Source organism: Ruminococcus sp. (assembly GCF_016287535.1).
Lineage (GTDB): Bacteria > Bacillota > Clostridia > Oscillospirales > Ruminococcaceae > Ruminococcus.
On sequence record NZ_JAEFAJ010000024.1, the window covers coordinates 1 to 12,859 of the forward strand.

The 12,859-nt window shown below is 44.0% G+C and carries 10 protein-coding genes; 3 read left to right on the forward strand and 7 right to left on the reverse strand.

The window, feature by feature from the left end:
• Positions 1-501 precede the first annotated feature (501 nt).
• The 4 genes from QZZ36_RS09345 to QZZ36_RS09360 all read right to left on the reverse strand — a co-directional run bounded on the left by QZZ36_RS09345 (position 502) and on the right by QZZ36_RS09360 (position 4,090).
• Positions 502-1,380: a carbon-nitrogen hydrolase family protein gene (locus QZZ36_RS09345; protein ID WP_295080505.1), complete on the reverse strand. Its 879-nt coding sequence runs from the start codon at positions 1,378-1,380 to the stop codon at positions 502-504.
• Between the two features lie 4 nt (positions 1,381-1,384).
• Complete coding sequence (locus QZZ36_RS09350; RefSeq protein WP_295080508.1) at positions 1,385-1,930, reverse strand: prolyl-tRNA synthetase associated domain-containing protein; 546 nt, start codon at positions 1,928-1,930, stop codon at positions 1,385-1,387.
• A gap of 13 nt (positions 1,931-1,943) precedes the next feature.
• Positions 1,944-3,140 carry an ATP-binding protein gene (locus tag QZZ36_RS09355; RefSeq protein ID WP_295080511.1) on the reverse strand — a complete coding sequence of 399 codons (1,197 nt, stop codon included), beginning with the start codon at positions 3,138-3,140 and terminating at the stop codon, positions 1,944-1,946.
• Positions 3,141-3,676: 536 nt separating this feature from the next.
• Positions 3,677-4,090, reverse strand: a complete 414-nt coding sequence (locus QZZ36_RS09360; RefSeq protein WP_295080513.1) for a pyridoxamine 5'-phosphate oxidase family protein — start codon at positions 4,088-4,090, stop codon at positions 3,677-3,679.
• 286 nt (positions 4,091-4,376) lie between these two features.
• Here QZZ36_RS09360 and QZZ36_RS09365 point away from each other — a divergent pair, with 286 nt between their 5' ends.
• From QZZ36_RS09365 to QZZ36_RS09375, 3 genes are all read left to right on the forward strand, one after another.
• Positions 4,377-5,273: a helix-turn-helix transcriptional regulator gene (locus QZZ36_RS09365; protein WP_295080517.1), complete on the forward strand. Its 897-nt coding sequence runs from the start codon at positions 4,377-4,379 to the stop codon at positions 5,271-5,273.
• Between the two features lie 70 nt (positions 5,274-5,343).
• Positions 5,344-7,773: a glycoside hydrolase family 44 protein gene (locus QZZ36_RS09370; RefSeq protein ID WP_295080520.1), complete on the forward strand. Its 2,430-nt coding sequence runs from the start codon at positions 5,344-5,346 to the stop codon at positions 7,771-7,773.
• A gap of 222 nt (positions 7,774-7,995) precedes the next feature.
• Positions 7,996-10,179 (forward strand): dockerin type I domain-containing protein, encoded by a 2,184-nt coding sequence (locus QZZ36_RS09375; protein WP_295080522.1) that lies wholly within the window; start codon positions 7,996-7,998, stop codon positions 10,177-10,179.
• A gap of 101 nt (positions 10,180-10,280) precedes the next feature.
• Here the strand turns inward: QZZ36_RS09375 and QZZ36_RS09380 are convergent, their stop codons facing one another.
• The 3 genes from QZZ36_RS09380 to QZZ36_RS09390 form a co-directional block, all read right to left on the reverse strand.
• Complete coding sequence (locus QZZ36_RS09380; RefSeq protein WP_295080525.1) at positions 10,281-11,390, reverse strand: GGDEF domain-containing protein; 1,110 nt, start codon at positions 11,388-11,390, stop codon at positions 10,281-10,283.
• A 133-nt stretch (positions 11,391-11,523) separates the two neighbouring features.
• Positions 11,524-11,994: a C-GCAxxG-C-C family protein gene (locus QZZ36_RS09385; RefSeq protein WP_295080528.1), complete on the reverse strand. Its 471-nt coding sequence runs from the start codon at positions 11,992-11,994 to the stop codon at positions 11,524-11,526.
• A gap of 25 nt (positions 11,995-12,019) precedes the next feature.
• The gene (locus tag QZZ36_RS09390) at positions 12,020-12,646 is read right to left on the reverse strand and encodes a nitroreductase family protein (protein WP_295080532.1); all 627 of its coding nucleotides are present in this window, start codon (positions 12,644-12,646) and stop codon (positions 12,020-12,022) included.
• Positions 12,647-12,859 lie beyond the last annotated feature (213 nt).

Here is a 12,859-nt window from a genome sequence, read left to right on the forward strand (position 1 = left end):
TTGGTGCGATCATTACAGCTGTAATCAGTCCTGCAACGATCTTCTTATAATTTTTATGCATGATATTCCCTCCCTTTATCTATCTGCATTTGTAATAATATTATATATTATTATCTTACATATGTCAAGATCACTTGTCACAATTAACAAACAATTACACAGTATCAATATCCTCTAACCCGAATATCTCTACTTTACTAGATTAGAAGAGTTTAAATTAATCCTCAAATCAGATCTAATAAAAACAGCTCCCTCGCGGGAGCTGGATTATTGTTGTATCGTTATACTGCCTTTCGTCGTGTGCATTCCGTGTGCATTTCATGTGCATTACACCTGTTTTTTGTGCACACGGGACTGCAAATTTCCATTTAAAACTGCTTTCTGTATGTAACAGAAAAGCCTGTATTTCGGTGTTTTCCTCGAAATACAGGCTATTTAATTCTGGCGGACAGAGAGGGATTCGAACATTCATTACATTCATAATTTTCTCATATTCAATTACTATTCCTTTTTATGTTCACTCTCATAAGACTTGATACCTGCTTCTGTATCGGGCTTGAGAATACAGTGCTTGAACAGCCAGTTACCGCGCAGGATGTCTTCGCCATAAAAACGGATTTCCTTATGCATTTTCTTAGGCTGAATATCGACCTCTGCACCTATTATTTCGGGAATATCAGTATTTATCGGTACAGATTCTTGTGCATATATCCTGCTCATACCATTCATTCTGAAACTGTATTTCTTCATCATTGCGCCCATTTTTCCAGGCATATATTCAAGTTCACCTGTACTGTTCACGTAGACAACAGGGACTCCGAATGCCTCAACATAAGCCATACAGCGCTTGTCGTTTTCACTGCGTTCTTTATCTGGTTTATTCGAGTCCGCAGGGGAACCATGCGGAAACAGTATCAGTGAAAGCTCCTCATTACTGACGTTATCGTAGAAGTGCTTGCGGCGTGAATCGTAACAGATACCAATACCAACGTTTCCAAATGGAGTATGAATAATACTGCCGAAGTTTCCGCGTTTGAATACTGCCGATTCACCCTCAGACTTAGTAACAGTACCACATACTCCGTCAGGACCTGAGATCATATAGCGGTTATAGTAGTCACCGTTCTCTTTATCGAGATAGCCTGCTCCAATGTAGATATTGTACTTTTGGGCGATGCTGACAGTCCATTCACTTGTGCCACTACCGCAGTCATCTGCAAGCTCCCATATCTTCTGACTTGCCATATAACTGCATATAGCAAGCTCTGGCAGAACTACTATATCAGGCTTGGGAAGCTTTTCAATAAGCCCCTCAATATAAGCCTTTCTTGGTTCGATACCTTTAATATCATTATCAAGCTCTAATGCAAATATACGCATAATATCACTCCACGGGAAGGTCAATGAATGTTGGCTCATGCTTAGAAGCACGAACATATTTAAGCATGTCCTCACGGAGCAGGCGTAATGTTGAAGTATTGAGACCAGGATGTCCGCAGATGTACTCGTCTTTCATAAGGTCGTTATCAATGACGAGCTGGATGTTGTTATTAGTATCAAATATCAGTTCAAGAGCTGAAACAGAGCCGGGGATAGTATGCAGATATTCCTGCATCTTGTCAGCCTCTGCAAATGAAAGTCGGGCACAGTTCAGCTGCGAGGTGAGGAATTTTGTCTTGAAAGGCTTATCACCAGGCATAAGCAGCATATAAAAGCTCGTCTTCTGACGATTGCAGAGAAAAAGGTTCTTGCATATTTTAGCACCAAGTACTGATTCTATCAGCAGGCAGTCCTCCATAGTATCGGCATGATCGTGGTCTGCTCTCTTGTATTTGATACCGAGAGAATCAAGCCTGTCATATATAGCCATTTCAGCTTCTGAACGCTCGTCCGAGGGACGTCCAGTATAAAGTGTCTTGTCAATATTCATTGCAATTCTCCATTTACCATTTATCTCGCATAAGGAAATCCGCTATATGCACTATCTCGATACCGTTATCGTTGCCTAAAGCGAGTGGGTCGCGGCATACTACATATTTATGGTAGTGATCCTTTATATCCATAAGGTTAGCAGTTTCACGGTTGGATCCGTCGGGAAGCTGAACGCAGACCTGAACGTATATCCTTTCATCTCTGCGAACCGCAACGAAGTCAATCTCTTTGGTATTGTTCTTGCCAATATATACCTCATAGCCTCTACGCCTTATTTCGAGGTATACTATGTTCTCAAATACAGCTGAAAGCATTTTTGTATCGAAGCCCATCTGACTGTACTTGATAGAAATATCGGAAAGATAGTATTTTTCCTGAGTTTTGAGTACTGCCTTGCCTTGAAGATCGTAACGCTGACAGGGATAGATGATAAACGCTTCACTAAGCCATTTCAGGTAGTTGTAGATAGTCTCAACAGAAAGACTGCGGTTCTCGTTTTTTAGGAACTTCACTATCGTATTAGCCGAGAAGGTCATACCAACATTTTCAATCACATAACGAACAACTCTGTCAAACAGCTCCTTATTACGTATCTTATGACGCTTGGATATATCTCTTGTTATGACGGACGCATAGATTCCGTCAACGATCTGATATGCAGACTTTGTATCAAAGCTGCTGATACCTACAAGAGGAAATCCTCCATATTGTACATAGTCATCGAATATGTCTCTTGCCTGAGACTCATCTTTGCTTTTGAACGTAAGGTATTCACGAAGTGAAAGAGTATATACAGGTATCGTCACATATCTGCCCGTGAGGTATGTGGATATCTCACTTGACATCAGTTTGCTGTTTGAACCGGTGACATATATATCAACATCGCTGTTTTCAAGAAGGTCGTTAATGACCTTCTCCCAGCCTTTAATCTCCTGTAATTCATCAAGGAGCAGGTAACAGCGTCCTTTACCAGAAATTACAGTTTTTATATCGGCGTACATCTCTTTTGCAGAAAAGTCCTCATACATGATCTCGTTGTATCTGCGCTCAATGATACTTTCTTTTGAAACTCCACGCTGCATGAGTTCATCAGCTACCATTTCAAGTATAGTGGATTTACCACAACGACGAACTCCGGAGAGTATCTTAACGATAGGGGAGTCTATAAATGGCTCTATTGCGTTAATATAATCAGGTCTAAGAATCATAATATCACCTCTTTATACTATTATACCCGAAATAGTTGTGATAGTCAAGAAGTTTTTTCTTGTATAATAGAAAAAATAAATGTAATCTAATGTTTTTTCAATATAAGAAAGAGTAAGCCGTCATAAGACGGCTTACTGAAATTAATAATGTGGAGCAATCTTTCAGTGGGATTTGCGTGACTTGATTGTATTCAATGAGAAAATGGATCGATTATAGCATATGCTAAAATAATGACATTGCTCCCTTAAAAAGGGGAAAAACTGTTGAAAAATATATACAAGTTCGGGTCAATTCAAGTGTGGAAAAACTGTGGAAAAATCATTTTATTCATCGCCTGAAACGACGATATATCTGATAAAAAGCGTTATCGTTAATTGGGCTTCCGTGGCATACGAACATAACTTTTATCATAGCTTTAAACCTCCGTGACCGCGGAATTCTAAGGACATCGTTATTAGTAAAAATGGTAGTAAACACAGTGTGTTTTACTACTAAGGATTTTGAGCCGATTTCTATACATAAAACGGTTGCTTCATTACTCAACAGTAAAGCTTTCTGTTTTCAAATCGCAATAGTATCTTCCGGTTTCTGCTGTGAATCTCAAAACACAGTAATCAGGATCAGTAACGCCGCCTTTATAGAACAGTGTGTCTCCTTTGCGCCAGATCATATCCTTAGTTTTTTGATCAGTCAGCACTTCCATTTTCCCTTTCAGCATAATACCTGTATATTTGATCAGTCCCTTATGATAAAAGTAAATGCAGGCGTTTGGATTACTTAAATACTGTTTCACTCTCATTGAAGATGTGTTGGTTGAGAAATAGAAATGATGCAGTCCATCGATTTTTCGTGGCTTTAGCATCGCTTTGACATTCGGGAATCCTTCTTCATCAACTGAGCATATAAAAGCAACTTTTTGTTTTCTGATAAACGATAGCACTGTATCCATGTTCATAATATTTCCTACCCACCATTCCGATTGCGTTTTTATATCACTTTATTATACCATAATCCTTCTTTTTTCTCAAGTCAAAACGGGCAAAAAATAACGGCTCACCAAAGTGAGCCGCAGATGAGCATATCATACTGTCAAAGCCCTGCGGCGGAAGCTGTTTTTATGAATGATATTACAAATACAACCAATAGTTGCAAAATGTCTATTAATATTCGCTTGAACTCAACTGAATGTTGTGATAAAATGTAAATGTAGAAAGCACAGAGAACGGAGGTGTACCATGGACAAAAACAATGTTTTCAGAATGAATCTTGTAAAGCGCAGAAAAGCTCTCGGACTGACACAGGAACAGCTTGCGGTACGTATGAACGTATCTCCGCAGGCGGTATCAAAGTGGGAAAATTCCAGTTATCCTGACGGTGAATTGCTTCCTCAGCTTGCAAAGGAACTGAATACCTCTCTTGACTCACTTTTCGGTGTAAAGGTAATGAGCAGCGAAAGAGACATAGAGCAGCTCGTTGACGATGAAATGAGAGCGACCCTCCCTGAAAACAGAGCGGAAAAGTTCATGAAGATATTGTACACCGCCCTCTGCGCCTGCAATCCCAACAACGACACCGTTGCGAAGCTCCGCGAAGGTTATGAGCACGAGACCTACGCAGGACTGAAAACTGACCGTGAACTGGCACTTTCACGCATCAGCAGGGATCTCAGATACTTCTGTTTCCTTGAGATCCCTGAAAACGGCGTCAATTCCTACTTCGGCGATACTACGAACATGGTGCGCCTGTTCAACACCCTTGCGGACAATGATGCTATCAGTATTATCAGCTACCTCGGAGCAAGCGTACGGAACAAGATGTTCTCGGCGGCGATGATCTCGGAAAAGCTCGGAATATCTTCCGAAAAGGTACAGCATATAATCGACCGTCTCGACAGGTTCGGACTTGTATGGCGTGTCTCGGCGGATATCGACGACAAGCCTGTCATACTCTACGGCTATACTCATCAGATACCGCTGACGATGATACTGGTACTTGCAAAGACAATTACGAATTATATCAAATATATGGATCCCAACGTGGAGGAATGGACTCAGGGCGCTTTCAGACGCGGTGACGGCGAGCAGGACGAGGTCGTACCCCAGGTCCCGTGGTGGGGCGAAGGAGAGCTTTAGGCAACAGCAGCGAAAGCTGTTTATATAACCGCTGAGGCATTACAGCGGGAAAGAATACGGAGGAAAAAACATGAAAAAGACAGCAGCATTTATTGCGGCCTGCGTTGTTTCAGGCTGCGCAGTCACTTCACCGTTCAGCGCTGTACCGCAGAATTACGCAGCTGCGGCAGACGGTTACAGCATGAACATCTCGGTTGACCTGAAGGGTGAGCGCAAGGAGATATCCCCACTCATCTACGGCGTCAACCAGTACACCACAAAGCTAAAGGACGTCCGCGCAACGGCAGTACGTCAGGGCGGAAACCGCATGACTGCCTACAACTGGGAGACAAACGCTTCAAACGCCGGTTCTGACTGGAAGCACAGCTCTGATACCAATCTTTCAGAATCTGACGATCCCGCCGACTGCGTACAGGTGCTTTCAAAGGACGCAGCCAAGAACAATGTAGGCTATAAGCTGACAACTCTCCAGCTTGCGGGCTATGTTTCGGCTGACAAGAACGGTCCCGTATCCGAGGAGGAGGCAGCTCCCTCAGACCGCTGGAACAAGGTAGTCATCACCAAGAACGCTCCATATGCAGACACTCCCGACCTTACCGACGGAGTAGTATACATGGACGAGTATGTGAACTATATCATCAACAAGCTCGGAAACTCAAAATCTGAGACCGGCATACAGGGCTACAGCCTTGACAACGAGCCTGTACTCTGGAACGATACCCACAGCCGTATGCACCCGGAGCCTGTAACTATTGAAGAGCTCGGCACCAAGTCCGTTGAAATGGCAAAGGCAGTAAAGAAGCTCGATCCCGATGCTGAGGTATTCGGACCTGCCCTTTACGGATATACCGCCTTCGATCACCTCGATGACGACGACGACCATACCGAATGGGAGGAGATAAAGGCTGCAAACAACTACCACTGGTACCTTGACTGCTACCTCGATCAGATGAAGAAGGCTTCCGATGAAGCAGGAACAAGACTTCTTGACGTTCTCGATATACATTATTACTCCGAATCCGCAAGAAACGGCATTGACGACAGGCTCCAGTCAGTACGTACACTTTACGAGGAGGGCTTTGCCGAGAACAGCTGGATCGGTAAGTGGTGCATGGAGAATGTGCCCATACTTCCCACGGTAAAGGCTTCCATAGACAAGTATTATCCCGGTACAAAGCTTGCCATATCCGAGTACAATTTCGGCGGCGGCGACAATGCTTCCGGTACTATCGCACAGGCTGAGGCACTGGGCTGCTATGCGGATCAGGGCGTATACTTCGCTTCACTCTGGGGCGGAGAGCCTTTCATAGTTGCAGGCATAAACCTCTATACCAACTATGACGGCAAGGGCGGCAGCTTCGGCGATACGCTTATACCTGCGGCTACTGAGGACGTGTCAAAGTCCAGCACTTACGCTTCCGTAAATGCCGATGACGATTCAAAGGTAACTGTAATGGTCACAAACAAGGATCAGAAGGAAAATGAAAAGGCAGTTATTGAACTGAAAAACGCAGAAAAGGAATACAAGTCGGCAGCTGTATACGCTGTATACGGCGATACAGAGGAGATAAAGCTCATAGACATAATCAAGGACGTAAAGGATAACAAGGTTAATGCAGAGCTTCCTGCTTTTTCGGCTGCTATGGTAGTGGTTTCCGACAAGGCTGACGCCTTTGACGGGCTGAAGACTTACGCAGAGACAAAAACGGATACAGTAACAAAGGAATATACAGATATCGAATCTATCACAAATGATAAGGGCTTCGTAGTAGTTCCGATAGATGACGAAAAGCACCTTTCAAAGATAATCATCAACGGTTCCGTGACATCTGCTGCCGGTTCGAGCTGGGGAACAGCAGGCTGTGCCGTATGTATGAACGCTGTTTCAAAGGATGGCGAGGGCTTCTGGACATATAAGGACTTTACGCTCCCGCTCGGAAACAACGTATCAGCTATAGTAAAGTTTGACGGTATACTCACAAAAACCACCGGCGAGGGCGCTGACAAGGTCTCTGAGGATCTTGAGGCGACTATCGCTGACGGCAAGATAGAGCTCCAGAAATGGTGGGACGCTTCTGAAAAGGGCGAATCAGGGGAGGATACTATCGAGCTCAAATATACCAGTGTTCAGGTGGTATACGAATACGCTCAGGGCGAAGCTCCGGCTGTTTCCTCGACCACCACAACAACTGTAACCACGACGACTACAACTACAACTTCAACATCTTCAGCAAACACCGGCGATGACAAGACAGTATACGGTGACGCAAACTGCGACGGTACCGTTGATATCGCAGACGCGGTGCTTATCATGCAGTCCCTTTCAAATCCTGACAAGTATGGAATAAAAGGCAGTGATGAACTCCACATCACTGAGCAGGGACTCAGAAACGCGGACTGCTGCAGCACAGGTGACGGTGTTACAACCAATGACGCACTTCTGATACAGCTTTACAAGCTGAATCTGGTAAAATCGCTTCCCGGCGAGATCAGTGAATGATACTCATTTCACTTCAAATCTGACTGTTTTGTATAGAAAAGGACTTTCGTTACGAAAGTCCTTTTTTCGTCCGTGAATTTGACTACATATTTGACTGTTTTTTCATGCATGATATCAATTGAAATTAAATCGTTATTGTGGTATGATACAATTATAAGAAAAATAGTTGAACAAAACTGTTAAAATATTACTAATAATATACGACCAGGAAAGGGTGAGAGTATGCCGCGCAAAAAAAGACTAAAAAAGACAGCCACTGCAGTGATATCTGTTTTCCTGCTTACGCAGTCCTCACCCGGAGTAATCGTTGTTGCCGAATATGATATCCCGTCAATGCCTGATTTCTCGTACATTGGCGATGTCGGGAGCCTTTCGGCTCAGCAGACCAGGACAGCGGCTGAAACGGTATATGAATCACTTTATTTCCATAAGGATAATGTGGATTTTTCAAGCAGGGGAGTAAAGATGAACAACAGGAATGCCGATGACCTCATAGCGATATACAGGCACGTTGCCGCGTGCTATGATGTCGGTATCCTTGTAAAAAAGGGAGTTATATCCTACAGCCCATACAGCAGTACAATAAGCCTGTCGTATCTGTACAGCGGAAGTGAGTATAATGAGAAATTCCGTGAATATAACGGTATGCTCGATGATATACTATCAGGAGTGAGCGAAAGCTGGTCTGATGAGGAAAAAGCGCTTTATCTTCACGATTATATAGCAGTCAGGTTCGATTATGACTATCCTGCGTACTACGGGGCGGTCAGCCGGCAGGACAAGGAACAGTACAGCGCTTACGGAATGCTGAAAAACGGTCTTGCGGTCTGCGAGGGCTATTCTGAGCTTTATGCCAAGCTGCTCAACAGACTCGGCATAGAGGCCCAGCTCGTTACCAGCGACGAGCTCCGCCATGCATGGAATATAATATGTATAGACGGTAATCACTATTTTGTTGATGTTGCGTGGGACGACAGCTTCCTTGGATACAAGGGGATAGTCAAGCATGATAACTTCCTCAGAACAGCCGATGAGATGTTCGATGAGAATCATGACGCCAATGACTGGAAGGACGTTTTCGGCAGAAATCTTAACAGTATCGAGGTGCCGGACAATTTCAGCAATGCCTTCTGGCTTGGGACAAAAAAGGCTATAAAGCGCTATCAGGATGGCTGGCTCGCACTGACGGGAACTGTCAAATCTACAAAGGTTGAGTATTACCGGTATGACGGAACTTCGCACAGTGCGGTTTCGTCAGAAACACTGTATACCCTTCCTTCCACGGATTCAATATGGTTCGTATGGGGAGACAAGCGCTCCTACTGGACGGAGTCCTTCAATGTGGCAGAAGTAGTCAGCGGTGTGATCTACTATACTTCTCCGACTGCACTTTATGCCCTGTATAAAGGCAGGAATATGAAAGTGTATGAGCTGAATGATGTGGAGAAGTCAACCGGATATATATATGGAATGTATGCTGACAACGGAAAGCTGTGCTACGGACTTGATACCGAGCGGCACAATGCGGATAAAAGCGGTACGGTGCCGATAAAATACAATGGTATAGCGATCAGATCACTTGAAGAAAAGGTCGAATCGGAAACTGGAGAGACGGTTCCATCAGGTACATCTGTTAATACGACTATAATAACTACCACGACAAAGCCGACCACAACGACTACGACTACGGTAACTACTACAAAGAAACCGACCACAACTACCACGACTACGGCTACTACTACGAAGGAATCGACCACAACGACCACGACTACGGTGACTACTACGAAGAAACCGACCACAACTACCACGACTACGGTAACTACCACTAAGAAACCGACCACAACTACCACGACTACGTTGACTACTACGAAGAAACCGACCACAACGACCACGACTACGTTGACTACTACGAAGAAACCGACCACAACGACCACGACTATTGTAACTACCACTAAGAAACCGACCACAACTACCACGACTACGGTAACTACCACTAAGAAACCGACCACAACTACCACGACTATTGTAACTACCACGAAGAAGCCGACCACAACGACAACAACTATGGCAACTACCACGACAAAGCCGACCACAACGACTACGGTAACTACAACTACTACGATCACAACAACAACGACGGCTCCGCTGATACCTCACGGAGATGCTAATGGTGACGGACGGGTAGATGCGGTAGATGCTTCCGTTATTCTTGCTCATTATGCAAGGATATCTACCGGCAGCAGAGCTATACTCAGCAGGGAACAGCAGCTTGCGGCAGATGTGAACGGCGACGGTATCATTGACGCTGTAGACGCTTCGTGCATACTCAGCTATTATGCATATCTTTCAACACATACGGAAACACTTTCCATAGACGCCTTCATTGACAGGAGGCGTACATACTGAGATAATAAAACAGCCCGTTTGCAGTATAGCATACGGGTTGTTTTGTATTATTATGCAGAAAAAAAGCCCCATACAGTTCGCTGCTGTACGGGACTAAGCTATCAGTCAGTATATTCCGTGTGGTTTTTGCCGTTGTTTTTGCCTTTATAAAGGCGCTTATCGGCTTTCGTGATAACACTGTCGATCTTATCAACAGGGATTCCCACGCTTATTCCGAAAGTCATAGTGACTCCGAACTCACAGTCATCGATCTCAAAAACGTGGGCACGAAGTGATTTGTGGATCTTTTCAGTGAATGCAAGACCTGCCTCTATGCTTGATTCGGGAATAATGAAAAGGAATTCCTCACCGCCCCATCTTGCAGCGTATCCGCCGTCAGGAATGGTGCTTATGAAAAGATTTGAAACGTATACCAGTACCTTGTCGCCTGTATCGTGACCATAGGTATCGTTTATTCTCTTGAAATTGTCAATGTCTCCGATACCGATAACGTACTTGCTCTTGGGTGAGCGGCAGTTACGGCGGATAGCCCTTATGTTCTCATTCATAGCGCGTCGGTTGTACAGATTTGTCAGCGGGTCGATGGAAGCGAGCTTCTTGAAAGTCTCCCTCTGGTCGATGAGCTGGAACTCCATGTACTCACGCAGCAGGATATTTGTCATAGCCGCACAGAGCATCACGAATACTCCGATAATAGCGTTGGTTATCTGTATAGCCCTTATTATGTTATTATCATCAAATGTATACTTGACATTGGCATTGTACGCAAGCGTTATTTTGAAGTACAGGTACAATCCGAGCGATAACGCGCCTATCAGGATAGGTATATAAACCTTTTGTGTCTTCGTAAGAAATGTGGCAGGGATAATGAGAATAAAGAACATTGCGAAATCCGGCTGCCAGCCGAGCAGATGGGTGGCGTAAGCAGCATGAAGTATGATCTCCAGATCTCCGAGGTAAACGATAATGCTTCTGTCGCGTACAAAGCGGACGGCTATAATAAGGATTATATATGTCAGTATGCTGAAAATATTAAAGATCATCAGTTCTTTTACATTAAGGTAATAGAACATGACGAAATACGAAATATGGGCGCAGAGACAAGCTGCCAGTCCTATGGAAAAGACCGATATTTCATTTGTGTGGTCAAAAAAATGCTTGTGGTCTGCAACGAAATCTCTTAAAAAATTAGAACCATTTTGGGAGTCCATACCAGTTGTCACTTCCCCTCAAGTAAACTATGTTTTATTATACATCAAATACGGTAAAAATTCAATATATAAATTGTAAATATTATTAGATTCATTAGCAAATGGCTTAAATAAGGCAAAAAGCCTGATTTGATCATGAGTTGTTTTGCGGCGGGTTTTCTTTGAGGTAAGAATCAAGTATTTCAGCAGCTGTGCGGACAAATCTGACGCAGGGACGGACTTTATAATACTGTTCCGTGCGTTTTTCAGGTTCAGGATCGCTTGTGACTGACAGTCCTTTGAGCAGTTCACGGCAGATAATGGTGTCGTGCTTTTCCCTGAAACGGGCAGCAAGCTCCTGAATGAGCCCGTAATGGGCGGATTTTTCTTCATGGGTGAAGTCGCTGCCGGGACCGTATAGTATGCCGGCCACCATGAACATGGCAGAGCAGGTGCCGCAGACCTCACGCATTCTTCCCATACCTCCGCCAAAAGACGATGACAGGCGTACAGCGAGATCCCTGTCCATTCCCGTGACGTCACAGAAAGCGACAAATATTGACTGAGCGCAGTTGAGACCGCCTGCAAAGAGCTCGCAGGCCTTGTCAGCATGGTCGTATGTCATATTGATAGTATTCCTTTCTAATGAATCAGAATTTATCCCAGTGTATTCTTTCCTTAATGCTGATCTCCTTTTGTTTTACGGGAGCTGTGTCATTTTTTGGCCTGCCTATGCCGATAAAGCAGGGCATAAAATAATCCTCCGGGAAACCAAGTACGCCTCTTGCGTACTCTTCCTCGTCACCGAGGGGTATCCTCAGATTGCAGCCGTATCCTTCTGCCGTGGCGGCAAGGAAGATATTTTCAATACTGCACCATATTGAAGCAAATCCGTTAAGGTGAGAAATGTTGTCAGGGTGCAGGATATCAGTTTTTTGTTTCAGCAGGGGAATAATGACAGCTGACGCATCGAGCAGCATCCTGTACTGCTTGGGTACGGCATTGCGGTAGCACTCCTGCTGTATGCTGTCGTTAAGATTCCAGTCACGTATCAGTGCTTCCATATCTTCAACGGAAATACCCTTGGGAATAATATCAAGCAGACGGTATGCGGTGTCCCTGTCTCTTACGATTATGTAATGCCAGTCTCTCATATGGTCATTTGTAGGCGCTTTGAAAGCCGCTGATATTATTCTCTCCAGTATCTCCTCTGGGATAGTTTCATTTTCAAAATCCCTGATGGTTTTCCTGTTATTTACCGCTTCATAGAATTCCATGAAAAATGCTCCTTAAAAGACATGATTTAAAACAATGTATTTTTATGAACTTCAGTGCTGAAATAGTTTGATACACAAATTTCTGTTGCAAATAAAGGATCTTAGCTTCCTGAGCTAAGTTAAGGAAAATAACCGTTTTACGGCATTTATTAGTGATATATTTTATTATAACCTATTTTTATTTGAAAATCAAGCGGCAAAAACGGGAATGTT

Coding starts and splice junctions, on each gene's coding strand:
- QZZ36_RS09345 (WP_295080505.1), bottom strand. CDS start 1,380: ATGCGTATATTTGCATTAGAGCTTGATAATGATATTAAAGGTATCGAA.
- QZZ36_RS09350 (WP_295080508.1), bottom strand. CDS start 1,930: ATGAATATTGACAAGACACTTTATACTGGACGTCCCTCGGACGAGCGT.
- QZZ36_RS09355 (WP_295080511.1), bottom strand. CDS start 3,140: ATGATTCTTAGACCTGATTATATTAACGCAATAGAGCCATTTATAGAC.
- QZZ36_RS09360 (WP_295080513.1), bottom strand. CDS start 4,090: ATGGATACAGTGCTATCGTTTATCAGAAAACAAAAAGTTGCTTTTATA.
- QZZ36_RS09365 (WP_295080517.1), top strand. CDS start 4,377: ATGGACAAAAACAATGTTTTCAGAATGAATCTTGTAAAGCGCAGAAAA.
- QZZ36_RS09370 (WP_295080520.1), top strand. CDS start 5,344: ATGAAAAAGACAGCAGCATTTATTGCGGCCTGCGTTGTTTCAGGCTGC.
- QZZ36_RS09375 (WP_295080522.1), top strand. CDS start 7,996: ATGCCGCGCAAAAAAAGACTAAAAAAGACAGCCACTGCAGTGATATCT.
- QZZ36_RS09380 (WP_295080525.1), bottom strand. CDS start 11,390: ATGGACTCCCAAAATGGTTCTAATTTTTTAAGAGATTTCGTTGCAGAC.
- QZZ36_RS09385 (WP_295080528.1), bottom strand. CDS start 11,994: ATGACATACGACCATGCTGACAAGGCCTGCGAGCTCTTTGCAGGCGGT.
- QZZ36_RS09390 (WP_295080532.1), bottom strand. CDS start 12,646: ATGGAATTCTATGAAGCGGTAAATAACAGGAAAACCATCAGGGATTTT.